At 51.6% G+C, this 26,131-nt stretch carries 28 protein-coding genes; 16 read left to right on the top strand and 12 right to left on the bottom strand.

The annotated features are described in order from the left end of the window. Nucleotides 1-209 precede the first annotated feature (209 nt). The gene (locus KDX31_02215) at nt 210-1,193 is read right to left on the bottom strand and encodes an oxidoreductase (GenBank protein ID UTW03869.1); all 984 of its coding nucleotides are present in this window, start codon (nt 1,191-1,193) and stop codon (nt 210-212) included. A gap of 251 nt (nt 1,194-1,444) precedes the next feature. Here KDX31_02215 and KDX31_02210 point away from each other — a divergent pair, with 251 nt between their 5' ends. Both KDX31_02210 and KDX31_02205 read left to right on the top strand, forming a co-directional pair. Beyond that, on the top strand, nt 1,445-2,194 hold the full coding sequence (locus tag KDX31_02210; protein UTW03868.1) for a FadR family transcriptional regulator: 750 nt from the start codon (nt 1,445-1,447) through the stop codon (nt 2,192-2,194). A gap of 81 nt (nt 2,195-2,275) precedes the next feature. Then, nucleotides 2,276-2,857, top strand: coding sequence for a YhcB family protein (locus KDX31_02205; protein ID UTW03867.1), 582 nt, complete (start codon nt 2,276-2,278; stop codon nt 2,855-2,857). 87 nt (nt 2,858-2,944) lie between these two features. Here KDX31_02205 and KDX31_02200 read toward each other — a convergent pair whose 3' ends face one another. After that, nucleotides 2,945-3,706: a Nif3-like dinuclear metal center hexameric protein gene (locus tag KDX31_02200; GenBank protein ID UTW03866.1), complete on the bottom strand. Its 762-nt coding sequence runs from the start codon at nt 3,704-3,706 to the stop codon at nt 2,945-2,947. 116 nt (nt 3,707-3,822) lie between these two features. On the opposite strand from KDX31_02200, the gene KDX31_02195 reads away from it, so the two are divergent. Continuing rightward, nucleotides 3,823-4,965: a trypsin-like peptidase domain-containing protein gene (locus KDX31_02195; protein UTW05265.1), complete on the top strand. Its 1,143-nt coding sequence runs from the start codon at nt 3,823-3,825 to the stop codon at nt 4,963-4,965. Nucleotides 4,966-5,035: 70 nt separating this feature from the next. On the opposite strand, the gene hisD is transcribed toward KDX31_02195, so the two are convergent. The 9 genes from hisD to KDX31_02150 all read right to left on the bottom strand — a co-directional run bounded on the left by hisD (nt 5,036) and on the right by KDX31_02150 (nt 11,745). After that, nucleotides 5,036-6,343 carry a histidinol dehydrogenase gene (gene hisD / locus KDX31_02190; protein UTW05264.1) on the bottom strand — a complete coding sequence of 436 codons (1,308 nt, stop codon included), beginning with the start codon at nt 6,341-6,343 and terminating at the stop codon, nt 5,036-5,038. Between the two features lie 2 nt (nt 6,344-6,345). After that, nucleotides 6,346-6,996, bottom strand: a complete 651-nt coding sequence (locus tag KDX31_02185) for an ATP phosphoribosyltransferase (protein ID UTW03865.1) — start codon at nt 6,994-6,996, stop codon at nt 6,346-6,348. A gap of 71 nt (nt 6,997-7,067) precedes the next feature. Next, the gene (gene murA / locus KDX31_02180; protein UTW03864.1) at nt 7,068-8,330 is read right to left on the bottom strand and encodes a UDP-N-acetylglucosamine 1-carboxyvinyltransferase; all 1,263 of its coding nucleotides are present in this window, start codon (nt 8,328-8,330) and stop codon (nt 7,068-7,070) included. Nucleotides 8,331-8,352: 22 nt separating this feature from the next. Continuing rightward, nucleotides 8,353-8,592: a BolA family transcriptional regulator gene (locus KDX31_02175; protein UTW03863.1), complete on the bottom strand. Its 240-nt coding sequence runs from the start codon at nt 8,590-8,592 to the stop codon at nt 8,353-8,355. Nucleotides 8,593-8,712: 120 nt separating this feature from the next. Continuing rightward, complete coding sequence (locus KDX31_02170) at nt 8,713-9,009, bottom strand: STAS domain-containing protein (GenBank protein UTW03862.1); 297 nt, start codon at nt 9,007-9,009, stop codon at nt 8,713-8,715. Then, nucleotides 9,009-9,653, bottom strand: a complete 645-nt coding sequence (locus tag KDX31_02165; GenBank protein ID UTW03861.1) for an ABC transporter substrate-binding protein — start codon at nt 9,651-9,653, stop codon at nt 9,009-9,011. The genes KDX31_02170 and KDX31_02165 overlap by 1 nt, the downstream gene beginning before the upstream one ends. Before the next feature lie 26 nt (nt 9,654-9,679). Continuing rightward, nucleotides 9,680-10,141, bottom strand: a complete 462-nt coding sequence (gene mlaD / locus KDX31_02160) for an outer membrane lipid asymmetry maintenance protein MlaD (GenBank protein ID UTW03860.1) — start codon at nt 10,139-10,141, stop codon at nt 9,680-9,682. 3 nt (nt 10,142-10,144) lie between these two features. Beyond that, nucleotides 10,145-10,942, bottom strand: coding sequence for a lipid asymmetry maintenance ABC transporter permease subunit MlaE (mlaE, locus tag KDX31_02155; GenBank protein ID UTW03859.1), 798 nt, complete (start codon nt 10,940-10,942; stop codon nt 10,145-10,147). Next, nucleotides 10,936-11,745 carry an ATP-binding cassette domain-containing protein gene (locus tag KDX31_02150; protein ID UTW03858.1) on the bottom strand — a complete coding sequence of 270 codons (810 nt, stop codon included), beginning with the start codon at nt 11,743-11,745 and terminating at the stop codon, nt 10,936-10,938. The genes mlaE and KDX31_02150 overlap by 7 nt, the downstream gene beginning before the upstream one ends. A gap of 259 nt (nt 11,746-12,004) precedes the next feature. Between KDX31_02150 and KDX31_02145 the strand changes: the two genes are divergently transcribed. The 13 genes from KDX31_02145 (at nt 12,005) to KDX31_02085 (ending at nt 21,975) form a co-directional block, all read left to right on the top strand. After that, nucleotides 12,005-12,958: a calcium/sodium antiporter gene (locus tag KDX31_02145; GenBank protein ID UTW03857.1), complete on the top strand. Its 954-nt coding sequence runs from the start codon at nt 12,005-12,007 to the stop codon at nt 12,956-12,958. 94 nt (nt 12,959-13,052) lie between these two features. Next, nucleotides 13,053-14,027 (top strand): KpsF/GutQ family sugar-phosphate isomerase, encoded by a 975-nt coding sequence (locus KDX31_02140; GenBank protein ID UTW03856.1) that lies wholly within the window; start codon nt 13,053-13,055, stop codon nt 14,025-14,027. A gap of 35 nt (nt 14,028-14,062) precedes the next feature. Then, complete coding sequence (locus KDX31_02135) at nt 14,063-14,587, top strand: HAD family hydrolase (protein ID UTW05263.1); 525 nt, start codon at nt 14,063-14,065, stop codon at nt 14,585-14,587. After that, nucleotides 14,588-15,157: an LPS export ABC transporter periplasmic protein LptC gene (gene lptC / locus KDX31_02130; protein UTW03855.1), complete on the top strand. Its 570-nt coding sequence runs from the start codon at nt 14,588-14,590 to the stop codon at nt 15,155-15,157. Continuing rightward, entirely contained in the window at nt 15,147-15,719 is a 573-nt protein-coding gene (gene lptA, locus KDX31_02125; protein UTW03854.1) for a lipopolysaccharide transport periplasmic protein LptA, read from the top strand. The genes lptC and lptA overlap by 11 nt, the downstream gene beginning before the upstream one ends. Next, nucleotides 15,716-16,441, top strand: coding sequence for an LPS export ABC transporter ATP-binding protein (gene lptB, locus KDX31_02120; protein ID UTW03853.1), 726 nt, complete (start codon nt 15,716-15,718; stop codon nt 16,439-16,441). The genes lptA and lptB overlap by 4 nt, the downstream gene beginning before the upstream one ends. A gap of 19 nt (nt 16,442-16,460) precedes the next feature. Further along, complete coding sequence (locus KDX31_02115) at nt 16,461-17,975, top strand: RNA polymerase factor sigma-54 (protein UTW03852.1); 1,515 nt, start codon at nt 16,461-16,463, stop codon at nt 17,973-17,975. A gap of 59 nt (nt 17,976-18,034) precedes the next feature. Further along, nucleotides 18,035-18,325, top strand: a complete 291-nt coding sequence (gene raiA / locus KDX31_02110) for a ribosome-associated translation inhibitor RaiA (GenBank protein UTW03851.1) — start codon at nt 18,035-18,037, stop codon at nt 18,323-18,325. A 10-nt stretch (nt 18,326-18,335) separates the two neighbouring features. Next, nucleotides 18,336-18,794, top strand: coding sequence for a PTS IIA-like nitrogen regulatory protein PtsN (gene ptsN, locus KDX31_02105; protein ID UTW03850.1), 459 nt, complete (start codon nt 18,336-18,338; stop codon nt 18,792-18,794). Between the two features lie 5 nt (nt 18,795-18,799). Next, entirely contained in the window at nt 18,800-19,657 is an 858-nt protein-coding gene (rapZ, locus tag KDX31_02100; protein UTW03849.1) for an RNase adapter RapZ, read from the top strand. A gap of 16 nt (nt 19,658-19,673) precedes the next feature. Continuing rightward, on the top strand, nt 19,674-19,943 hold the full coding sequence (locus KDX31_02095; protein ID UTW03848.1) for an HPr family phosphocarrier protein: 270 nt from the start codon (nt 19,674-19,676) through the stop codon (nt 19,941-19,943). 129 nt (nt 19,944-20,072) lie between these two features. Then, nucleotides 20,073-21,422, top strand: coding sequence for a magnesium transporter (mgtE, locus tag KDX31_02090; GenBank protein ID UTW03847.1), 1,350 nt, complete (start codon nt 20,073-20,075; stop codon nt 21,420-21,422). A gap of 22 nt (nt 21,423-21,444) precedes the next feature. Beyond that, a complete protein-coding gene (locus KDX31_02085) occupies nt 21,445-21,975 on the top strand; it encodes a DUF615 domain-containing protein (protein ID UTW03846.1) in 531 nt (176 codons plus the stop codon). A 47-nt stretch (nt 21,976-22,022) separates the two neighbouring features. Here the strand turns inward: KDX31_02085 and KDX31_02080 are convergent, their stop codons facing one another. Beyond that, nucleotides 22,023-26,129: a hypothetical protein gene (locus KDX31_02080; GenBank protein UTW03845.1), complete on the bottom strand. Its 4,107-nt coding sequence runs from the start codon at nt 26,127-26,129 to the stop codon at nt 22,023-22,025. Nucleotides 26,130-26,131 lie beyond the last annotated feature (2 nt).

The following is a 26,131-nucleotide window of genomic DNA, read 5'->3' as shown; positions in this document are numbered from 1 at the left end:
ATTAAGGCCTGAATCTGAAACCTGGCTGATAGGAGTCGGCATTAACAATCCCGATGAGCTGATGGATAGCTGTTTCAAGCCGAATACACAAACGAAAAAGGAGACTGATAGTCTCCTTTAGCTTTTTCTAACAAGTCGCACAGCGACATCTAACGACTGACTAGCTCACAGAGCGAGAGGCCTGACAAAGAATGACCGTAATACGGTAATTATTTGTTCGGATCAACCAGCGTACGCCCCTGGATTTTCCCGGCGACGATATCCGCAGCCGCCTGAGGCAGATCCCCCAGCCCGATAACACTGGAAATTTCACCCAGCGCGTTATCCGGCAGATCGGTCAGCAACCGGTTCCAGGCCTCGGTCCGGATAGCGACCGGACACATTACTGAATCGACACCCTGCAGGCGAACATTACGCAGTATGAACGGCATCACGGTGGTCGGTAATTTATAACCACCCGCCAAACCACAGGCGGCTACCACACCCCGGTAATCGGTCTCTGCCAGCACCCGCGCCAGAATGGTATCTCCGACGGTATCGATAGCACCTGCCCAGCGTTGTTTCTCAAGCGGACGCGCAGGTTCAGCCATCTCAGCACGTGACAGCAGCTCACTGGCCCCCAGGCCGCGCAGGTATTCATGAGTCGACTCCCGACCCGTTACAGCGGCTACGGTATAGCCCAGTTTGCTCAGTATAGAGACCGCAACACTGCCAACGCCTCCCGCGGCACCCGTAACGACAACCGTGCCACTATCCGGAGTGATCCCGCCATCCTCCAGAGCCATTACACAGAGCATTGCAGTTAAACCGGCGGTGCCGATAGACATCGCTTTGGCCGCATCCATTCCCTCAGGTAACTTAACCAGCCACTCCGGCTTCATCCGCGCATACTGACTATACCCGCCCCAGAAACGCTCACCGACACTCCAGCCGGTCATAATCACCTGATCACCCGGCTGATATTGCGGACTGCGGGACTCGGCAACGACTCCGGCAAGATCGATTCCCGGAACCATAGGAAATTTATGGACGATTTTACCGCTACCCGTAATGGCTAATCCGTCTTTATAGTTAAGTGAGGAGTAGCTCACTTTTACCAACACATCTTCATCGGGCAGATCACTCAGATCAAGCTGTTTGACTGCGGCAAGGGTTTTCCCCTCTTCCTGCTCCAACACCAGGGCATTAAACATAATTTACCTCACGTTATCTCTTGACGGTTTCTTTCTCAGTTGCTCCCGGCCATCAGAAATATTGCTTCAAGTAACCTGAAACCATCCAATGCAACGGGCACATATCCATAAACAGAGCTTACGAAAACTATTCGCGCCTATTTGTCTTACAAATTAACATTAAAGCAATTTACACCAATTTTATTTGTCTTACAAATTAACAATTAGTCGTTTATATGAAATAATTGCTCTATCACTTTAGGAGAGATTTCGTGACTTTAGAAATAGAGCCGGTTGCTCAGCGCAGCCTGTCCAGCCAGATAGCTGGTCAGATCCGCCAGGCTATTATTGATGGCTCGTTGAAAGCCGATGATCGCCTGCCCACTGAGGCGGAGCTGGCGCTGCGCTATCAGGTATCCCGCCCGACCATTCGCGAGGCGCTGAAAAGACTGGCGGCTCAGAACCTGATCCGCTCCCGCCGGGGACCTACCGGTGGCACCTTTATCAACCGCCCATCGACGACCGATCTGAGTGATGCCCTTACCAGCGCCACCACCCTGCTGGTTGGCATGGATGCTTTTTCCATGGAAGATATTTTCCAGACCCGCTTGATGCTGGAAAACAACTGCCTTCAGCTTGCTGCCGGACTGATCGGCGAAACACAGCTGAAACAACTGCAGCAGGAGCTTGTATTACAGCAGGATAACGAGCTGACAGCAGAGCAGTTCTGTGCGTCTGATGTCCGCTTTCACCGGCTGATCGCTGAGGCCTCAGGCAACCCTCTGCTGAGTTTTATCATGTTTAGTGTCATAGAAGCACTGCAACCGATCAGTAACATGGTGACCTTTCGCTTTCGGGAACGCTCGGTGATTATCGATCAGCACCAGCGCATGTTGCAGGCCTTGCAACAAAAAAACGCGGACACGGCCTGCGCGGTTCTGGCTGAGCAGATTACCTACCTGGCCGATAAGTCGAATCAGGCGCAACAGTGGAAAGCCGAAAAAGCCGCTCAAAACCCATAAGCCTTAAACCAAAATAACATAGGATTTGCCGGGTAATTGCGTTATTCTTCAGCTGTAAATGAGAGCATTTAAGGAGTTAGCGTGGAAGACAGCAGCGTCTGGATAATTGGTATTGTGACCCTTCTTGCAGGGACGTTAATCGGCTACCTGATGGGACGTTCTGGCGATACATCCAGCCAGCAAAAACTGGTTGATCAGCTAAACGAAGCCCAGCGTGATCTGAGTGATTACAAAGAAAAGGTCAATGGCCACTTCGAAACAACGGCCGAACTGGTTAACAATCTCACTGAAAGTTACAAACAGGTTCACCAGCATCTGGCTCAGGGATCAGAAACACTGTGTATGGGTGAACACGCCCCTGCCCAGCTCAGCAGCCAGCCTCAGCCAGCCATTTCTGAGCCGGTTAAAGAGACAGCTGCGGAAGACAAAGAACCGATTCCAATGGTTACTGAGCAGACTGACACAGTAACAGAGGAGCCTGAAGTCGTTGAGCCACCTCGAGACTATGCCATCAAGAGCCCCGATGAAGAGGGAACACTGTCTGAAAAATACGGCCTGAAGAAAAAACCTGAAGCAGATGAGGATGAAGAGATCCCCCCTCTGCTGAAAGATCATATCCCGGGTAACAGCCTGCGTGACAGTGAAGCAAAACGCTCGGCCTGAGGCCTGATCTTACTCGTCCAGAGCTCTCAGCTAATAAACGAAAAACCGGCACTTGCCGGTTTTTTTACAGATTCCGCGTTTTAGCTGTCAGACCGGATTATTGATATCAACAAAGTGATGCTCCAGATCAAACTGCTCAGCCAGTTTTTCTGCCAAAGCCTGCACGCCGTACCGTTCAGTGGCATGATGTCCCGCCGCAAAATAGTGGATACCCAGTTCTCTGGCGCTGTGTACCGTAGGTTCCGATATTTCCCCGGAGATAAAAGCATCCAGCCCCAGGTCAGCAGCCTTATCGATATACCCCTGAGCAGCACCGGTGCACCAGCCAACTGTTTGAATCTGATCAGGACCACCCTCAATATGCAGCACATCCCGCCCCATCGCCATGCTTATCTGCTGAGAAAACTCTGCGGCACTGAGCGGGTTCGTTAAGCGACCTGTTAACCCGATACTGAACGGATTGTCAGGCTCAAGCCCTCCGGTAATCTGCAATCCCAGCTTATCTGCCAGCCGGGCATTATTACCCAGCTGCGGATGCCCATCCAGTGGCAGATGATATGCCAGCAGGCTGATATCATGACTCAGCAGTGTTTGCAGGCGACGCTTTTTCATTCCGGTAACGGCTTCAGCCTCACCTTTCCAGAAATAGCCATGATGCACCAGAATAAGATCAGCCCCCAGCACCACTGCCCGATCAAGCAATGCCTGACTGGCGGTTACACCGGAGATGATACGCCGCACTTCCCCCCGTCCCTCAACCTGTAAGCCATTAGGACAATAATCCCTGTACTTTTCTGGGGTTAGAAGAGAGTTGCAGTAATTAACCAGTTGTTTCAGTGAGACAGCCATAATCTTTTCTTTATATTCCCAAAAGCAGTTTTTTATCCGTATAATTCTAAAACAGCTGAACAACTTTACCACTGTTTATAAGGCGTCCTTAATTGATTCAACGCTTGGCATTTCTTATGTGGCCTATTCTCTCCGGGATTCTCGCCGCGGTTGCGCTGCTGATCTATCTGCCGGACATGTTTACGCTACAGTCAAATACGGTTCAGATCCATGAGGCAGACAGCTCCTCTGCCGGAGCTCGGGGCCCCTTTTCCTATGCCGATGCGGTTGAACACGCAGCCCCTAGCGTGGTAAACATCTATACCCGTACCGTTATACCTAACAATAATCAGTCACTCTATAACGATCCTAATATTCAGAAACACTACAATAAGAACAGCAATAAGGAGCGGATTCAGTCCAGCCTTGGGTCGGGCGTAATCCTGAGCCCTGAAGGTTATATCGCAACCAATAACCATGTTATTTCCGGCGCTGACAGCATTGTGGTGGCGCTGAAAGATGGCCGGGAGGCCACCGCAAAGGTGGTGGGTAACGACCCTGACACCGACCTGGCAGTGCTTAAAATCGATCTGCCTGACCTGCCGGGCATAACTATCAGCTCATCCGCTAACCTGCGTGTCGGTGATGTTGCTCTGGCAATCGGTAACCCGTTCGGGGTTGGACAAACCGTGACCATGGGTATTATCAGTGCCACCGGACGAAATCAGCTGGGCCTGAACACCTATGAAGACTTTATCCAGACCGATGCCGCGATCAACCCGGGTAACTCCGGTGGCGCCCTGATCAATGCGAAGGGCAATCTGGTCGGCATCAATACTGCTATATTCAGCCGCTCAGGGGGGTCTCAGGGAATCGGCTTTGCCATCCCCTCAGACCAGGCTAAGCAGGTGATGCAGGACCTGATACAACATGGCCGGGTTGTGCGCGGCTGGGTTGGCGTGGAAGCTCAGGAGATCACCCCTGAACTGGCTGAGTCTTTCGGCCTGAAAGATACTAAAGGACTGATTATTGCGGGGATTTTCCGTGATGGGCCTGCCCACAAGGCCGGTTTGCTTCCGGGGGATATCCTGCTGGAGATCGGCGGTAAGAAAATTATTAACAGCTATAACTCGATGTACAGCGTTGCCCGTATGCCCCCCGAAACGGTTCTGCCCGTGAAGGTATGGCGCAACGGCGAAGTGCTGGAGCTGGAAATCACCGTAGCTGAACGTCCCGCCGCGAATGAATCAAACAATGAAACAGATAAGGGTAACGGCTAGATTTAGCTGATGACACCGTTAACAAAAAAAGCCCCGATTGGGGCTTTTTTTAGGGCTGTGGTAGTAATAATTACGTCTTGATTCGGTATTCCGCTGAGCGGGCATGAGCCGTCAGACTCTCTCCCCGGGCTAATACCGATGCAACCTTGCCCATCTCGGACGCCCCCTCCTCAGAAAACATGATCAGTGAGGAACGTTTCTGGAAATCATATACCCCTAACGGAGATGAAAAACGCGCAGTACCGGAGGTGGGTAATACGTGATTCGGTCCTGCGCAGTAGTCTCCCAGAGCCTCTGCGGTATAGCGCCCCATAAAGATAGCGCCCGCATGCTTTATCAATGGCAGCAACGCCTGCGGATCCTCTACAGAGAGTTCCAGATGCTCCGGAGCGATGCGGTTATTCACCTTAGCCGCTTCTTCAAGATCAGCCACTTTAATCAGTGCTGCCCGGTCAGCCAGTGAGCGGCTGATGATCGCTTCCCGCTCCATGGTTGGCAGCAGCTTTTCAATGCTGGCGCTGACTTTATCCAGAAAATCACCATCGGTACTGATCAGAATAGGCTGAGCATCTTCATCGTGTTCGGCCTGAGAGAACAGGTCCATCGCGATCCAGTCAGGATCGGTGTGGCCATCACAGATAACCAGTATTTCTGATGGTCCTGCGATCATGTCGATACCCACCGCACCATATACAGCACGTTTCGCAGTGGCCACGAAGATATTACCCGGGCCAACAATCTTATCTACTTTAGGGATCGTCTCGGTACCATACGCCAGTGCCGCAATCGCCTGAGCACCACCAATGGCAAATGCCCGACTCACGCCGGCCAGCGCAGCAGCAGCCAGAACCAGTTGGTTAACCTCACCATCCGGTGTTGGCACCACCATAATCAGTTCTTCAACTCCGGCCACATGCGCCGGAATCGCATTCATCAGCACTGAAGATGGGTATGAAGCTTTGCCACCAGGAACATAGAGCCCCGCCTTATCCATTGGCGTAACTTTCTGCCCCAGCAAAGTACCGTCCGCTTCCTGATATTGCCAGGACTCACCCTTCTGACGCTGATGATAATCACGTACCCGCTGAGCCGCGACGGTCAGTGCTTTATGCTGATCTTCAGGCAGGTTATCCAGCGCTTGCTGCAGGTCATCCTGAGTAAACTCAAGCTCCTTCATTGAGCTGACGCTCAGGCGGTCAAAACGGTTGGTAAACTCAACCACCGCAGCATCACCCTCAGCTTTAACCCGTTCAAGAATATCCTCGACTGTGCGGTTTACCTCTTTATTGGAAACCGATTCCCACGCCAGTAACTTATCCAGTTGTTCACTGAAATCAGCCTGCTGACTGTCTAACCTTAAAATCTCTGGTTTGGTCATTTTCATTCAGACCTTTCTTTACGTGCATCGACTGCAGCCGCCAGTTGTTCAATAATTGGCTGGATCTGCCGGTGCTTCATTTTTAAAGCAGCCTTACCGACGACAAGACGTGAACTGACATAGCAGATATCCTCCATCGGCACTAAACCATTCGCGCGCAGGGTGTTTCCGGTATCGACGATATCAACAATGCGATCGGCAAGGCCCATGATCGGTGCCAACTCCATAGCACCGTACAGTTTGATGATATCCACCTGGCGCCCCTGACGGGCAAAATATTCTTTAGTGACATTCACGAACTTAGTGGCGACTGTCATCCGCCCTTCGACTTCGCCAGCCCCCTTCATACCCGCTACCATCAGCTTGCACTTGGCGATATCCAGATCCAGTGGTTCATACAAGCCCTTGGCGCCGTATTCCAGCAGCACATCTTTACCGGCGACACCCATATCTGCGCCACCATGCTCAACATAGGTTGGCACATCAGTCGCACGAATAACCACCAGTTTAATGTTGTCATGGTTGGTATCGAAAATCAGCTTGCGGCTGCTGAAAATATCTTCAGCCGGAATGATGTCAGCCGCCTCTAACAGAGGCAGCGTATCTTTCAGAATACGCCCTTTGGATAGCGCTATGGTGAGGTTCTGTTTCATATTAGCTGTTTCGTTACCACTTATAAATTCACTACAGAGATAGAGTCTATCGTGCTAATGCGAAATTCCTGTTAACCCGGAACCCGCTTAATCTTGGCACCCAGAAGCTGCATCTTCTCTTCGATACACTCATAGCCACGGTCAATATGGTAGATACGATCAATCACGGTATCTCCTGTCGCCACCATAGCGGCGATTACCAGACTTGCAGAGGCCCGCAGATCGGTCGCCATAACCGGTGCGCCGGTCAGCACTTCGCGACCTTCGGTAATTGCGGTATTACCATCGATATTGATCCTGGCTCCCATACGCAGCATCTCCTGCATATGCATAAAGCGGTTCTCAAACACCGTTTCTTTGATCACCCCCACACCTTCGGCAATAATATTCAGGGCAGCAAACTGAGCCTGCATATCGGTAGGGAACGCCGGGTAAGGCGCCGTAGTCACATTAACCGCTTTAGGCCGCTTACCTTTCATATCCAAACTTATCCAGTCCGGACCACACTCTATCTCAGCGCCCGCTTCTTCAAGTTTCTGCAGCACCGCATCGAGAATATCCGGACGGGTGTTTTTAACTTTGACCCGACCCCGTGTTGCCGCCGCAGCAACCAGATAGGTTCCGGTTTCAATCCGGTCAGCAATCACCGGATAGGTACAACTCTTCAGTGACGCTACACCGTTGACGATAATAGTGTCGGTACCATGACCGGTTATATCAGCGCCCATCGCGATCAGAAACTCAGCCAGATCAACTATTTCCGGTTCCCGGGCAGCGTTTTCAATAATTGACTGCCCTTCCGCCAGAGCCGCGGCCATCAGGATATTCTCGGTTCCGGTTACGGTGACGATATCAAAGAATACCCGCCCGCCCTTCAGGCGTCCGTCGCAGGTAGCGCGGATAAAACCTTCCTCAACCGTAATCTCAGCACCCAGTGCCTCAAGGCCTTTCAGATGCAGGTCGACCGGACGACTACCAATAGCACAACCACCTGGCAGAGAAACCTCCGCGTGACCAAAGTGAGCCAGTAACGGGCCCAACACCAGAATAGAAGCCCGCATCGTTTTTACCAGCTCATAGGGTGCTATGGTGGAGGTCAGCGTGCGGGGATCGATCTCAACACTGAGTTTTTCATCGATAGTCAGCTCTACACCCATCTGCCGCAGCAGTTCCAGCATAGTCGTAATGTCATGCAGATGAGGCAGATTACTGATAGTAACCGGTTCATCGGCTAACAGAGTTGCCGCCAGAATAGGAAGCGCGGAGTTCTTCGCTCCGGAAATGCGTACTTCACCTTCCAGGCGGCTACCGCCGGTAATAATCAGTTTATCCATGAAAATAGGGTCTCTAAGCGCTTCAGTTCTGTTCTGCCCACTGGGCCCGGGTAAAGGTTCTGATAGTCAGGGCATGAATACTGCCATCCGCTATCTGATCAGCGAGACAGGCATATACCATCTGTTGTTTTTTAACAGGCCGTAGACCTTCAAAGATATCCCCAACGACAGTTACCTGAAAATTACAGCCTTCGCCTTCGGGGAATACTTCACATCCATCCAGTTTCTCTTCCAGAATCTGTTTTACGTCTTCGATTTGCATGCATAATACCAATGAGAATTGGGAGAAAATAATAGGGCGGCTATGATAGCGGAAAATGTAACGAAAGGCGATGACTGTAGCTATACAGCCATCTTTAATCGATGTGCTTTCCAGCCCTATTCAGGGATTCAGACCGGTCTGATTAAGCCCTACCAGACTCACTATAGAGCTCAGTTCATCCGGAATATTTACCGCTTTAAGGCTCAGATGGCGAGACCGGGTTTTGCGTTCAAGGCACAGCCAGAGTGACACAGCAGAACTGTCGACACGACCGACACCGGCGAAATCCAGCACACAGTCTTTATCTGCCTGATCGATCGCTTTTTCAAGGGCTTCACGAACAGAGATAATAGTGCTGAACAACAGGTCGCCCTTCAGCAGGATAATGTCAGCGCTGATTTCAACCTGAGAATTCATCAGCTGTCCTTACTGTCACTGCCAGCCACTGCCGCTTTCCAGTCAGCAATCACCTGCGACACATCACCATTGGTGCGTGACACCATATCAGAAAACTGATTTTTGAAGTTGAGCCGCAGATTGATCCCATCGACCAGCACATTCACCAGTTTCCAGCCACCATCGCCCTTCAGCATGTAGTAAACCAGAGTGTACTGATCACCTTTAGCTGAAAAAATATGAACACTAACGACCTGTTTATCAGCATCAGGACTAGGCGGCCCCTCGGGCGCTACTTTATAGCTGACAATATCAAAGCCGGTCAGCGACTTAGCATAGGTGCGAACCATGGTGTCTTTGAATACTGTAGAAAAGATCTGCTGCTGCTTGTCGTCCACACGATTATAGTACTTGCCCATAACCCGCTTGGAAACATAATCAAAATCCACGACCGGATTGAGAATCGCTTCGATCTCACTGATCAGCTGTTCATTTTTTTCGGGTGCCTTTAAGGCTTCATCCTCAAGCACTTTCATCATTTTTGCTGACGCCTGCTCCACAGCATTGCGGGCTTCATCCCATGACGCATTCGCTGTAACAGAAGAAAAAGTCAGAGCCAGTAACACTAACCAGCGACTCAAATATCTCATTTCCACAACCCTCATACCTTTACAACGCTATCTAATTAACTCTATTCAGAGGCCTGATTGAAAAGAAACTTACCAATCAGCTCTTCCAGAACCAGAGAGGACTGAGTATCTTCAATAAAGTCACCCTCTTTAAGTATTTCATCGTCCGCAGCACCCGTGGTAACACCAATATACTTTTCGCCCAGCAGACCGGCGGTCAAAATAGAGGCCGAACTGTCAGATGTCAGGTAGTTCACGTCCTCGTTAATCTCCATCTCTACCAAAGCCATCAGTTTCTTACGGTCGATAGTGATACTGTTCACTTTTCCGATAGTGACGCCAGACATCGTCACTTTTGAGCGGGCAGTCAGCCCCCCCACATTTTCAAAGCGGGCATAGACTTTATACGAGCCCTGCTGCTCAGACAGACTCAGACCACTCACGTTTATCGCCAGCATAGTAAGTGCAATAGCTCCCACCAACATAAAAATACCGACGCCCAACTCAATTCCACGGTTTCGCATTTGTTACAAATCTCCAAACATCAAAGCGGTCAAAATAAAGTCCAGCCCCAGGATTGCGAGGGATGAATAGACAACGGTTTTTGTGGTTGCCTGGCTGATTCCTTCAGACGTCGGCACTGAATCATACCCCTGAAAGACGGCGACCCAGGTCACCACCAGTCCAAACACCAGAGACTTAATCAGACCGTTACCAATATCATCAAAAAAGTCGACTGAATTCTGCATATTCGACCAGTAAGATCCCTCATAGATCCCCAGCCACTCCACACCAACCAGCAAGCCCCCCCAGATACCCACGGCACTGAAGATCATGGTAAGAATCGGCAAACTGATAAATCCGGCCCAGAAACGCGGCGCTATAATTCGTCTCAGCGGATCGACACCGATCATCTCCATACCGGACAGCTGTTCAGTCGCTTTCATCAGACCGATCTCAGCAGTCAGCGCTGACCCGGCGCGACCCGCGAATAATAGCGCGGTTACCACCGGAGCCAGTTCCCGCACCAGACTGAGCGCAACCATCTGCCCTACCGCCTGCTCCGTGCCGTAATCGACCAGAATAGTATACCCCTGTAAGGCCAGCACCATCCCAATAAACAGGCCGGATACAATGATAATTATCATTGACAGTACGCCCACCGAATACAGCTGACGTATCAGCAGCGGAAAAGAGGCTCGCGGATCAGGTCTGGCAATAACGGCATGCATAAGAATCAAGCCGGAACGACCAATAGCGGACACCCTGTCGATCGCAATACGACCAAGCAGGATCAGATTATTGATTACCGCGTCCATCAACACCCCTCCATCAGTTCAGCTTCATAATTACCTGCTGGAAAATGGAACGGCACCGGACCGTCCGGCAATCCATGCATAAACTGCCGCACCTGTTCAGAATCATTCTGATTAAGCTGCTCGGGCGTGCCATGCGCAATCACGCCAGCATCCGCAATAATGTAGATATAGTCAGCAATGCTGAGCGTCTCCTTAATATCATGGGAGACAATAATACTACTGTGCCCCAGTGCCTGATTAAGTTTTTTGATCAGGTTAACCAGCACGCCCATAGCGATAGGATCCTGCCCGGTGAAAGGTTCATCATACATCACCAGTGCCGGATCAAGCACAATCGCCCGGGCCAGGGCTACGCGACGTCCCATACCACCGGAAAGCTCACTGGGCATCAGCTCTGCTGCGCCTCGCAGACCAACGGCCTGAAGCTTCATTAACACAATATCGCGGATCATATCCTGTGGCAGTTTGGTATGTACCCGCAACGGGAAAGCCACATTTTCAAATACGGTCATATCCGTAAACAGCGCACCGCTCTGAAACAGCATCCCCATTTTTTCGCGGACATCAAACAGTTCTGAGCGTCCCAGACGGGGGATATCATCGCCATCCAGCAAAATAGAACCTGAATCGGGTTTCAGCTGCCCTCCGATCAGTTTCAACAGTGTGGTTTTACCGGTACCACTCGGGCCCATAATCGCCGTCACTTTACCCCGTGGAATGCGTATATCTATATTTTTACAGATATACCGATCACCCCTGCTAAAGGTAAGCTGTTTAATATCAATTATGATATCGTCAAAAAAATCCATAGTAACGATGACTCTATAAGGACGGTCAAGAGTTCCAAGTTAATCAGGCTAACCCTGCTTCCGACAAAACCTGAAACCATTTGACAGAATGTAACTGGCTCAAAACCGTTGTATTTCCATAAAAAAATGCGTGCAGACTATAACACTCTTGCTATTAAACTTGAATAAAATCAGCGCCAGCTTCCGCTAGCGCTTGCACATGTATCAGATTATTCATTAAATAGGCCTCCGTTTTAACTAGAGCTGAACAAACATCCCGATGCTATACTCCATTATCGCTTTATTAATAGGTTTTATCGTTCTTGTCTGGAGTGCTGACCGCTTCGTAATTGGCGCCGCCGGAACCGCCAAAAATGTCGGCATGTCGCCCATGTTAATCGGTCTGACAGTCGTATCTTTCGGCACTTCTGCCCCGGAAATTCTGGTTTCAATCATGGCGGCTACCACCGGCGCCGGGGATCTGGCGGTAGGTAATGCGCTGGGATCTAACATAGCCAATATCGGTTTAGTGCTGGGCATAACAGCGCTGATCGCCCCGCTTCCCGTGCGTTCAAAAGTACTCAGACAGGAGATCCCCCTGCTGCTTGTCATCACCCTGCTGGCAGGTGGAGTGCTCTACGATCTGTACCTCGGTCAGTTAGATGCCATCGTCCTCTGCCTGTCACTGGCGGGCTGCCTCTACCTGTTCACCCGGTTCCAGCGCAACTCTGAAGGCGACGAGATCCACGAAGAAGAAGACGAGATCCCTGATCTACCCCTCGGCCGGGCCATTTTCTGGTTGATCGCAGGCCTTATCCTGTTGGCCGCCAGCTCCCGCCTTCTCGTGTGGGGGGCGACAGAGATCGCCCAATCCCTCGGTGTCAGCGATCTCGTTATTGGTCTGACAATCGTTGCCATTGGCACCAGCCTGCCTGAGTTGGCTGCGTCTGTCGCCAGCGCGCTGAAAGGCCACACCGATATCGCCCTGGGAAATGTCGTCGGTTCAAATATCTTTAATATTGCCGCGGTGATGGCCGTTCCGGGACTGCTCTCGCCGATTGCACTGGAACCTGTTGTTTTATGGCGTGACTATGGCGCTACACTGGGGCTGACCCTGCTACTGACAGCACTGGTACTCTATCAGCGCCCACCAAAGATCTCCCGGTTTGAGGGCGGATTGCTGTTGGCAGCCTATGCAGGCTATCTTGCACTGCTATACAATATGAACTCTTAATCATAGGGTCAGGCGGCAGTCCGCTTCACCCTAAGCGCTACAAACCAGGTGCAATCTACCAGCACGATGAACACAGAGCGATAACGACAGAATTATGAATAACGAACTGGACTTTCTAGCATCCGCCAAACGCACCATTGAGATGGAGCGGGATGCGGTAAACGATTTGCTCACCTACCTCGATGCTGACTTTGAAAAAGCCTGCAAACTGGCACTGGAATGTGAAGGCCGGGTCATTGTAACCGGGATGGGTAAAAGCGGCCATATCGGCAATAAAATCGCCGCCACTCTGGCCTCTACCGGCACTCCATCCTTCTTTGTTCACCCAGGAGAAGCCAGCCATGGTGACCTGGGCATGATCACCCGGTCAGATGTTGTTATTGCACTGTCGAACTCTGGGGAAACCAATGAAGTGCTGGCGATACTACCGCTGATCAAACGGATGAAAGCACCATTAATCAGCATTACCGGCAACCCGCAATCGACCCTGTCCCGCAGTGCTGACGCCAATCTGAATGTCACCATTAGCGAGGAAGCCTGCCCGCTGGGCCTGGCCCCGACCTCCAGCACCACCGCCACACTGGTGATCGGCGACGCACTGGCCATCGCCCTGCTGGAAGCCCGCGGCTTCAGCGCTGAAGACTTTGCTTTTTCGCACCCGGGTGGCAGCCTGGGTCGCCGCCTGTTACTGAAGGTCTCGGACATCATGCACAGCGGCGATGATATTCCAAAGGTCAGTGACTCAACCATGCTCTATGAAGCCCTGATGGAAGTAACCCGTAAACGCCTGGGAATGACCACCGTCATCAACCCGGACGGTATTCTGCAAGGAATTTTTACCGACGGAGATCTGCGCCGCACCCTTGATCATGACGTCGATATGAAAAACACCCCGATTACTGAGGTGATGACGACCCAGTGCACCACCGTTACCAGTGACATTCTGGCAGCAGAAGCGCTACAGATCATGCAGGACAAAAAGATCAACGCACTGATCGTTCTCGATGCCGAGCGCCATCCTGTTGGCGCACTGAACATGCACGATATGCTCAAAGCGGGGGTCATCTGATGACGGCAGTGTTCACTAAGACGCTGACACAGGGGCTGAGCGAAGCACTGTTAAACAAGCTAAAACAGGTAAAACTGGCGGTATTCGATGTCGATGGCGTACTCACCGACGGCAAGCTGAACTTTCTGGCTGACGGTAGTGAAGTCAAAAACTTCAATACCCTTGACGGCCTCGGCATCAAATTACTCGCTCAGGCCGGAATCCAGACAGCGATCATTACCGGACGGCGCTCGCCTCAGGTAGAGCTACGCGCTGAAGCACTGGGGATCGATTACCTCTATCAGGGACGTGAAGATAAACTCACCGCCCTGAAGGAACTCTGGCAGGACACTGGACTCAAAGCTGATCAAACCGCCTATATCGGTGATGATCTCCCCGACCTGGCCGCCATCCGCGCGGTCGCATTTGGCGCCACCGTTAACGGAGGACATCAATTTGTTGCAACACACGCAGACTGGTGCACCAGCCGCACCGCAGGCAACGGCGCCGGACGGGAGTTTTGTGAAACCATTCTGGCAGGCCAGGGCAAACTTGAAGCCCTGTATAGCGAGTACCTCTGAATGCTGACCGGGCGCGCGCGACTGGCAGCAGCAGCGGCCATCCTGATACCCGCAGTCATCTACCTGGGTATGGACAGCGACGGTCGCCCTGACCGGGTCAGAGAGGAACCGAATGCCGCTTACCAACTGGCCGATTACTACATTATCAATGGTCAGATAAGGGACTTCGATAGTACCGGTATGCTGAAACAGCAACTCAGCTCAACTCAACTGGAACACCAGCCCGAGCTACAACAAACCGTCGTAACAAACCCTGAAATGCAGATTTATAGCGCTGACCAGCCAAACCGCAGAGTCAGTAGTCTGAAGGGCGTTATCAGCGACAATGATGACGAAGTCATTCTTGATGGCCAGGTTTTGTTTCAGGATAACGCGGACACCAATATAGCAACTACCCTGAAAACAGAGTCATTAACGATCCTGCCGCAACAAAACCTGGCCCGGACGGATCAACGGGTAATCATCTCAAACAGCGCAGGCACAACCACCAGTGTTGGCATGACAATAGACACCGACAGTGGCATTCTTAACCTCCTGTCCGAAGTAAGCGGAGTGTATAATGTTGATTAACAGCCTGACCAAAGCCTTGTGCGCAATGCTTATAAGCTGGCACCCTCTGGCGATAGCTCTACCGGAAGACGCCCGCCAGGCGATTCACATCACCGCAGACAGTGCGACCCGCAATGATCAGACCGGCATCACCCTATATAAAGGCAATGTCCTGTTAAGCCAGGGCAGCATGAAGGTTACCGGCGATAGCATTGAACTGAGACAAACAGGCACAACCATCACCACGATCATTGCCAAAGGCCGTCCGGCTGAATTTCAGCAGCGCACCGCCGCCGATAAAGAAGTAACTCATGCATACGGCGAAGTTCTGGATTACAATATTCGTACCAAAGAACTGGAAATAACGGGCCAGGCTAAAGTTTCTCAGGGCAATGACAGTTTCAGCGGCAATCGGATTATCTACGATATGAATAAAAGCACAGTCAATGCATTTAGTGATCACAGCGGAAACGGACAGCGGGTTCAGATGATTATCCAGCCAAAAACGACTGAACAAGCCCCCCCGGCTAACGATGACAAACCGGTTTCTGAAGCGGCTTCCGGGGAACTCAATAACCAATGAGTCGATTAGAAGCACTGAATCTGGCAAAAAGCTATAAAGGCCGCGCGGTTGTAAAAGATGTATCAATGAGTGTCGACAGCGGCCAGATTGTAGGGTTACTGGGGCCAAACGGAGCCGGCAAAACCACCTGTTTTTACATGATTGTAGGGCTTGTCGATGCCGATCAGGGGCGAATCAAAATTGATCATCAGGATCTGACCCGGGAACCGATGCATGGCAGGGCCCGAAAAGGGATTGGATATCTGCCACAGGAAGCGTCGATTTTTCGCAAACTCAGCGTACACGACAACCTGATGGCGATTCTGGAAACCCGCAAAGAGCTGAACCGCGATCAACGCAGACAAAAAATGGAAGAGCTGCTGGAGGAGTTTCATATTACTCATCTGAGCAAGAGCCTGGGCATGAGCCTTTCCGGCGGAGAAAGACGCCGGGTAGAGATCGCCCGGGCACTGGCAACAGAACCGACATTCATTCTGCTGGATGAGCCATTTGCGGGTGTCGATCCGATCTCTGTCAGCGATATTAAGCAAACCGTTAAACATCTGCAAAACAAGGGCATCGGTGTACTGATTACCGATCATAACGTTCGCGAAACACTGGATATCTGCGAACAGGCATACATTGTTAGTGAAGGTTATATTCTTGCTGAAGGAGCGCCAGAGGATATACTCACAAACCAGCAGGTCAGGGAAGCCTATCTGGGTGAGCAATTCAGGCTGTAACAGGTAAAAGCGACTCTCTATGAAACAAGCGTTACAACTAAAAATGGGTCAGCATCTGACCATGACTCCCCAACTGCAGCAGGCGATACGTTTACTGCAGCTATCTACGCTTGATCTGCAACAGGAGATACAGGAAGCGCTTGAGTCCAACCCCATGTTGGAAGTCAGTGAAGATGAGAACGCCGCTGACAGCAGCTCTGAGCAAGATGCAGCGGATTCTGAGATCAGCAACCATGAGTCGGTATCCGCTACAGCAAAAACGACCGAGTCAGAAGAGATCCAGGCCGCTGACAGCGACTGGAACGACGATATTCCCAATGAACTTTCAACTGACAGCAACTGGGAAGATACCTACCAGACTGCATCCGGTTCCTCCTCTTCATCTTCTCATGACTTCTCTGATATGGAGATGGAATCGAATGATACCGCCGATGAAACCCTGCAGGACCACCTCAACTGGCAACTGAACCTGACACCAATGAGTCCCCTGGATCAACTGATTGCCACCAACATTATCGATGGCATCAATGTCGACGGTTATCTGACCATAGAACTGGACTCAATTCTTGAACACTTCAACAATCAGGATGATGAGCAGCTCAGCAGCATCGAACTGGATGAGATCGAAGCCGTATTGCGCCGGATTCAACAGTTTGATCCTCCCGGTGTTGCCGCCCGTGATCTGAGTGAATGCCTGGCTATTCAGTTACAGCAGCTCCCGGAAGAGACAGAGTATCGGGCGGAAGCCCTGAAGGTTGTTACGCAATATATCCACCTGCTGGGAAGTCATGATTACAAGCAACTAATGCGCAAAGCCCGGATTCGTGAGCCGCAACTATTGCAGGCCATCAATCTGATCCGGACACTGAATCCCAAACCGGGTTCGATGATTACCAGCTCGCAATCGGAATATGTTATTCCCGATGTTCTGGTATACAAGGAAAAAGGAGTCTGGCAGGTCAGCCTTAACCCGGAAGTGGCCCCCAAGCTGCGCATCAATGATGGCTACGCCGACCTGATCAGACGCGCCGACAACAGCCCGGACAACACCTACCTGAAAAATCACCTGCAGGAAGCACGCTGGTTTATCAAGAGCCTGCTGAGCCGCAATGATACCCTGATGAAAGTTGCCCGGGAGATTGTCATTCGCCAGGAAGGCTTTCTGGAGCACGGTGAAGAATCAATGCGGCCGATGGTGCTGCACGATATTGCAGAGGCCGTTGAGATGCATGAATCAACGATCTCACGGGTCACCACACAAAAATATATGCACACCCCCAGAGGCATTTTTGAGCTGAAGTATTTTTTCTCCAGCCATGTAACAACAGTGAGTGGGGGAACCTGTTCATCCACCGCAATCAGGGCACTGATCAAAAAACTTGTGAGTGCCGAAAACCCTGTTAAACCCTTAAGTGATAACAAAATTGCTCAGCTCCTCGAGGATCAGGGCATCAATGTTGCAAGAAGAACCATTGCAAAATACCGCGAATCGCTTAGCATTCCACCTTCTAATGAACGCAAGCGTCTGGTTTAATGATTTTATATTCACGGGAACCGGGCATCGCCCCGACACAAAAACACTAGGAGATTACCATGCAGATCAATATTACGGGTCACCACGTTGAACTGACTGATTCCCTGAACGACTATGTTCAGAGTAAATTTGAGAAGCTTGAGCGTCACTTCGACAACATCACCAATGCACAGGTAACTTTAAGCGTAGAGAAAACCCGCCAGAAAGCGGAAGGCGATGTCCATGTAGCCGGAGGACAGCTGTTCGCGTCCGATGAGCAGGGAGATATGTACGCCGCGATTGATGGCCTGATTGATAAGCTTGACCGTCAGATCATCAAACATAAAGAAAAGATGAAAACTCACAAGTAACTATCAGACGATGCTAATTTCAGAATTATTAGCGCCCTCCGGAGCACTTCATGCTCTGGAGGGAGGAAGCAAAAAACGAATCCTCGAAATTGCCAGCCAGCACATCGCTGAACAGCATCCGGGACTTGAAGCTGAAACCATATTCGCGGGTCTGTTAGGCCGGGAGAGACTGGGCAGCACAGGTATCGGTGATGGTGTGGCGATTCCTCACTGCCGCCTGGATGAGTGCCAACAGGCTACCGCTTTGTTGATTCAACTCATCGAACCGATCGACTTTGATGCGGTTGATGGCAAGCCGGTCGACCTGCTGTTTGTTCTGCTGGTGCCCTCTGAGGCGTGTGATCAACACCTGCAGACTCTGGCCAGCCTCGCCGAGTTATTCAGTCAGGCCAGAATCCGCGAAAAACTTCGCAAGGCCACATCAGCAGAAGCGCTTTATACCGTAATGACTGAGTCAAGTCAGGAATAGATCAGATGAAGCTGATTATCATCAGTGGACGCTCAGGCTCAGGTAAGTCGACGGCGCTGCAGGCACTGGAAGATGTTGGCTTTTACTGTATTGATAACCTACCGGCAACGCTTCTGCCAGATCTGGTGAATCAGATTCTGCGTGATCCGGATCATCCGCATAAATTTGCTGTCAGCATCGACGCCCGCAATCAGCACAGTAATCTGAAACAATTTCCTGAAATTTTCAAACGCCTGCGTGAAACCGGGGAGCTTGACTGTGAGATCCTCTATCTCGACAGTTCAGAAACAACCCTGCTGCAACGCTACAGCGCCACCCGCAGGAAACACCCGCTGTCTGATGACTCTCAAGGCCTGCAGCAGGCAATCAGCTTTGAAAAACGCTTACTCGAACCGGTCTCCGATCTGGCCGCCATCCGCATCGATACTACCCGCCTTTCGCTCTATGAACTGAGAGACAGCATCAAGCTGAGAGTTGCCCGGCGACAGGAGCAGGAGCTCTCGCTTCAGTTCGAATCTTTCGGCTATAAACATGGCATACCACTGGACGTTGATTTTACCTTTGATGTTCGTTGCCTGCCAAACCCATACTGGGTGCCCGAACTGCGTGGATATACGGGTCAGGAGCAGCCGGTCATTGAGTTTCTGGAGCAGCAGCCCGAAGTCCAGGAGATGCTGGCAGATATAACCCGCTTCCTGGAAAAATGGCTGCCTCTGTTTGAAAAGAATAACCGCAGCTATATCACCGTTGGCATCGGCTGCACCGGAGGCCAGCACCGCTCAGTGTTTCTCAGTGAACGTCTTGCTGGCCATTTCCGGGCAACTATGGATAATGTCCAGATACGTCATCGCGAACTGAACTGACCAAGGATATTAACCGATGCTGGAAAAACAGATCACCATTATCAACAAGCTGGGATTGCACGCACGTGCCGCCGCTAAACTGATTAATGTGACCAGCTCATTCTCGTCAGATATTCAGCTCACCAAGGATGGCCGACAGGTCGATGGCAAAAGCATTATGTCGGTAATGATGCTTGCCGCCAGCAAAGGCACTGAACTGACTATTTCCACCTCAGGTGAGGACGAACTACAGGCAATGAATGCCATTGAACTGCTGATCAATAACCGGTTTGACGAAGAAGAATAACCGGCACACTCTATTCCTTTAAAACCAATACGCTATAATGCCTCACAAATGAGTAAGGGGCAGTAATTCCTATAATTACTGACTACCTGCAAGGCATTCTGTCTCTATCTGTCTGACCGGGGGCCGGCCATGAACGCCAGCACAAACGAGAGCGAACTGGATAAGCTGAATACAGCCCTCGAAGAGGGCGCCTTCAGACAGATACGCTATACCCTCAATAAAACCTTACGCCCCTCTGAAGTCGCCCATCTCATTGAGAAATCGCCGCCTAAAGAGCGACGTTTGCTATGGAGCCTGATCCATAAAGATATTGAAGCGGATGTACTTCAGGAGCTGGGGGATGACGTAAAGTCAGAGATCCTCAGTAAGATGAATACCTCGGAAGTTCTGGCGATATCCGAGTCGCTGGAAACCGATGATCTTGCCGACATGATGCAGCAACTGCCGGAAACGGTAATGCATGAGCTGTTGCGCTCCATGGATCACCAGAATCGTGAGCGACTGGAGAAGGTACTCTCCTATCCGGAAGATACTGCCGGCGGCCTGATGAATACGGATACCATCACCATCCGGCCGGATATAACCATTGAGGCGGCGCTGCGTTATCTTCGCCGTCACGCTGAACTACCCGATATGACTGACTCGCTGTTTGTTGTCAGTCGTAAGGATACCTATATCGGTAGCCTGCCACTGACCCGGATGCTGGTAAGCGATCCATCCAGCACCGTGCGGGAGATGATGGTCACGGATAAACCTCCCATCCCGGCAGATATGGAAGACACCCTGGTCGCAAAACTGTTTGAGCAGGAAGACCTGGTATCGGCGCCGGTGGTTGATGAAGATGGCCAGCTGCTGGGACGGATCACTATCGATGACGTGGTCGATGTAATCCGCGAAGATGCTGACCATTCACTGATGAGCATGGCGGGTCTGGACGAAGATGAGGACACCTTCGCTCCGATTATGAAAACCACCCGGCGTCGGGCAGTATGGCTGGGTATTAACCTGATCACTGCGTTTCTCGCCTCCGCGGTTATCGGCCTGTTCGAGGAAACCATCGCTAAGGTGGTCGCCCTGGCGGTACTAATGCCGATTGTTGCCAGCATGGGCGGGATCGCCGGCAGCCAGGTGTTGACCCTGATGATTCGAGGCCAGGCACTGGGACACGTAGAACGTTCCAATGCTGGCTGGCTGTTAAACCGGGAAATGGTGGTTGGCGCACTCAACGGTATACTCTGGGCTCTCGTTGTTGCGGTAATCGCCATCATCTGGTTCCAGGATCTGACCATCGGCATCATTATCGCCTGTGCTATCATTATTAATCTATTTGCCGCTGCACTGGCTGGTACAATGCTACCGATCGTTCTGAAGGCCTGGGGTATTGATCCGGCACTGGCAGGCAGCGTTTTGTTAACCACGATTACAGATGTAGTCGGATTTTTTGCATTCCTCGGTCTGGCTACTTTTTTCTATAGCTAGAGCGGCCACATAAGAGAACTATATGAGTCAAAAAGACGATTTTCTCCCCGATGACGATCATGAATCTGATGAAGAGTGGGTTTCAAAAAGCCAACGCAAACGGGAGATGGAAGAGTTGCAGGCACTGGGAGCCAAACTCCCTGAATTAAACAAAGAGCAGCTGTCCAAGGTGCCAATGAGTGATATCCTGCGCGCAGCCGTGGAAGAAGCTCAGCGCCTTCAGCCCCGCTGTGAAGCGATCAGACGCCAATTGCAGTACATTGGCCGGCTGATGCGGGCAGAAGATGCTGACGAGATTCAAACCGCTGTCGACCGCTTTGAAGCAGGAAAACAGGCGCACTTACAGGTATTCCACAAGCTGGAACGCTGGCGCGATCGTCTGATCCTGGGAGATAACACCGATCTGGAAGCCTATCTGAAAGAGGATTCCGGCGCTGACATCCAGCACCTCCGGCAACTGATCCGCAACGCGAAAAAAGAAGCCAGCCTGAATAAACCACCGGTTACCTCGAAAAAACTGTTTAAGTATCTGCGCGAAAGAGCAGACGTATAAACAAACTGGCGGTACTATAGAAAGGTAACGCAGAGCAGAGAGCGGCCCTATTTAAGGTCACGGCCCTCTCTGGCCGCTTCAGGCTTCTGGAGCAGCTCGACTTTCGGATCACTCCAGTCGCCCTCCATCGTATATGTCACCGTCGCGAACTCCTTTTTCACCTCATCTCCGATCAGCTTATCCAGCAGAAAAGCCAACCCCGCAATCTGTGGCGCGCCCAGCAAGACCGCCGCCAGTGGAATATTATCGGTCACCGGCAACGTGACTGCCATCTGCTGACTGACCGTTTCCTTCACCAGATCGATATCGCCACTCATCGCCATATCCACTGAAGGCCCACGCATAATAAAGGGAACATTCGTAGATGCCACGCCATCAGCCATCCGGTAATCCCCCTCCATCCGGTCAAAGCTGACACCTTTGGCAAACAGATCCGCAAAATCCAGCTTCAGACGCCGTCCCAGCGCATTCATATTGAAAATACCAAAAACCCGTAATATCCCTGTGCCACTGCCGGCTTCAATCAAGCGCCCGTTGCGGGCCACAAACTTCAGGCTGCCACCGGCATTTTCAAGATCATACTCCCAGGGTGCACCTGGCCACAGCAGTTGCAGATTAGCCTCGGTCTTTTCAGTTTCCAGCACTTTGGCAAACCCGGCACTCTTAAGTGCACGCCCAAGATCTTTGGTTTCAATCCTGAGCTTCATCTCACTCTGGCTCGGCACACCCGAACGCCAGACGATGTTGCCCCGGGCACTCAGATCCGGCAAGTCACCGACTATATTCTCGACATAGGTATTATTGTCCCGATTGCGGACATTAAAACGCCAGTTGCCCCAGCGTTTTTGTTTCATAATCAGGTCACGAATATCTATATCCAGATCCGGCAACACGCCGGGTTGCAATGCGCCGGCATTCATCTTCGGAGTTAACTCTGCTGGTTGTTGTGCATTTTCAGCCCGAAGGGACAGCAGAGCGTCCAGATTAATCCGCTCAAACAGTAACTGCGGCGCAACTGACTCACTATCCGGAACTAACACCTGCAGATTGAGATCAGCACCAGAAACGCTTACATGCCAACTGTCAGAGAGACGATCAAGGGAGAGGCTGGCATTCTTCATCTGCAGATCAGAGTATCTCAGTTCGGCAACATCGACTGTCCCCTGAACCGCAACCGTCTGAGCCTGCTCTCCTCCGGCACCGGACGGCGCGGAATCCGTCATCAGACCTGCGCGTTGTAACATTGCGATCAACTGATCGTAATCCAGTCGGTTTAAGCTGCCAGCAATCTCCAGCCCTTTATAAGCGGTGGGTCGGGCATCGCCCATACCCAATACCAGCCGGGCCCGGCTAAACACGCCCTCTTCGAGCTGCAACCAGGCACTCAACTGATCACCCGCTTTAATATTAACGGTTTGCAGGGACTCAAAATCGGTATGTAACAGAAAGGGCAATATCTCACCCGGCTGTTTACTGTAGGGCGGAATTAACTCAAGCGCTGTCTGCTTCAGATCTGAGCGCACCGTCAGCCCCGAGCAATCCGCCCGGATACAGATATCCAGATCGGCTTCATAGGGCTGCTCTCCCCCTGCTACCGCAAGCATATCAATACCGCTCCACTCTCTCAGTCGAGCCATAGAGACCGTTGAACGTAACTGGACAGTAACCTTTTCTGACTCCTGTTTGCCGGTCGTGGCAATCGCCGCACTTAACGGCTGGTCAAAGAATACGCCCTTCAAAGACTTTGCATAAAGCCCTGAATCATTTCGATAGCCGACTCTGCCCTTCAGCTGAGTGACACTCAGATTACGGTTCTCCGACATCAGCGTCAGATCAGAAAAAGTACTGCTGACATCGATATTCGGCTCTCCGCCGTTCAGGGGGATCATAAGCTGTAAACGGGTATCCGCCAGGCCACTCAGCTGCCAGTTATGCAACTCTTGATTGCCTGCCCCCATCACCGGACTGTCCAGCAGGGTTTTGCCAATATCGGCGCTATCACCGGTAACCGCGGCGATCAAATGCAGGTTATGGGAACCTGGCGGCAGATAAACCCAGCCATGCTGTATTTTACTGTCGAGGATCTGTCCGTCACTGACACTGATCGCCAGCCCTTTATCCCGCAGCAGTAAAGATGCATCGGCTGCGCGAACTGCCGGCCAACCGGGTTGATAGTCAACCTCCGCACCAGCTATATCCATATACATCTGCACCGTCGGCGGCTGACGCGATGGAATCCCGCGGGTGCCGGTATGCAGCACAAAACCACCCTGATTCAGGTGCCCCTTGTTAATGGACTGCACCACCCATTGTTTAATTCCCGGGTCGATCTCGCGGTCAGGTATCAGTTCGGGTGCCAGACTACCATCTGAATTGCTTACCCCGATCAACAACGTCAGCTCACTCTGAATATCAGGATCCAGTGGCAGATAGAGGCTCCACCGGCCACTGGCATTGAGTCCCGGCTTATGCAGCGTGACATGCTCGCTGCTCAGATGCAGAATATTACTCACCAGACTAAAATGGGTGGTGCCACGCGCGGCACTGAACTCCCAGCCCCGGTCAAACACCTCAGGAAAATGCAGACCCAGACGATCACTCTCCAGATCGATTCGTCCCTGCAGCCCGCCCTGACCATACTCCAGTTGCAATAAACCGGTGACACCGGACATAGCCGGAGCACCGTAAGCCGCATTGAAAGCGACATCCTGAAGATCCCCCTGCAGTGTCAACTGAGTCCAGTCCTGAGCGCTCTCAGCCTCCGAGCCCTGTACCTGAGAGCCCTGTATCCGAGAGTCCTCTACTTGAGAACCATCTGTCTGAGAATGTTCTACCTGTATAGCCCCCGCCTGAGTAACTGCTACTTCTGCTGCCGGGGCTGGGATTTCAGCGTCTGAGTGTTCAGAGCCATCGGATTTTATTTCAACGGGTTCAGCGCCTGGCACGGGCAGCGTTTGATAATCGGGCCACCGAACCGCAAGGTTACGAATCATCCCGGTGGGCGCAACCCGATCCAACACGCCTTTAACGCTCTCCGGTACGAACGGCTGCAGCCCGATAAACTGAGCAGCGGCAGTAACATCGAACTCCGATAGCGCCAGCGAACGGATCTGCCCTTGCTGACGGTTAATCACCAGCTGAGGCAGCGCCAGTGGCTGATCATTAATCAGGGCGGAAAAGTCATTAATCTGTAGCTGGAAGTGGCGTCGCTGCGGTTGCAGAAGCGCAAAGTGAGTGGTCAGATCTTTTACTGACAGTTCTTTCAGCGCCTCCTGCCCGGTGGTCAGTTGCAAGCGCCCCGTATCGAGATCACCAAATACACGGCTTAGACGGCCTCCAGACCAGTTCCCCCAGATCTCAGCAGCCAGCTCCAGCTGTTCAAGGGAAGTGGGAAGCGGAAACAGTTCCCGGGCAGCATCCAGCAACGGGGTATCGATGCCCGCAAGCTTCAGATAGAAATCGAAATTAGTGGTTTGGGGATCAAACGTATGACTGTCCGATTCAATTCTCAGGGTGGCAGCTGCCTGACGCTGTTCAAAAGTAACCTGAAGCTCTCCGGCGAAATGGTGCTGACGGCTACTGTTCTCCAGATTAAAACGTTCACTCTGCAGCAGCAACTGCTTGCCCGACGGCAGAGTCAGATCAACCTGCGTATCGTAGAAAAAGATATGCGGTTGCAGCCAGAGAGCCGCCAGAGGATCTGAGGCTGACTTCGGCGAAGCGTCCTTATTTTCAGACGTAGATTTTACCGGATGAGGCCAGCGGACCAGTTTAGCCTGGGTGTGCAGGGACCAGATTTCGACCTTACTCATCACCGGCTGCCACTTAAGCAGACTGCTCACCGGATTTAGTCCCAGCACCAACTGGCCCAGTTCAATCCGGCCGATATTATGTGAACGGTGATCGGCAATCACCACATTCTGCAGTAATAAGCGGGGAAACCGCCCCTCCCAACTGGCATTAATATCGCCAATGGTCACTTCAGTATGCAGACGACCACTCAGGTACTGTTCAATATCTGAGCGGTAATCCCAGACAGCTGGCAAAAGCTGTCTCACGATAACGGTAAGCAAGGCGATGGCCAGTATGGCGATAACCAGAACCCAGCCCAACCAGCGGTTTAGCGCCCTTAATACCCGCCCGACAAATGACACAA

It is taken from the genome of Amphritea atlantica (assembly GCA_024397875.1).
Lineage (GTDB): Bacteria > Pseudomonadota > Gammaproteobacteria > Pseudomonadales > Balneatricaceae > Amphritea > Amphritea atlantica_B.
The sequence above is the reverse complement of the archived record's forward strand: the minus strand, read 5'-3'. Positions and strand labels throughout refer to the sequence as shown.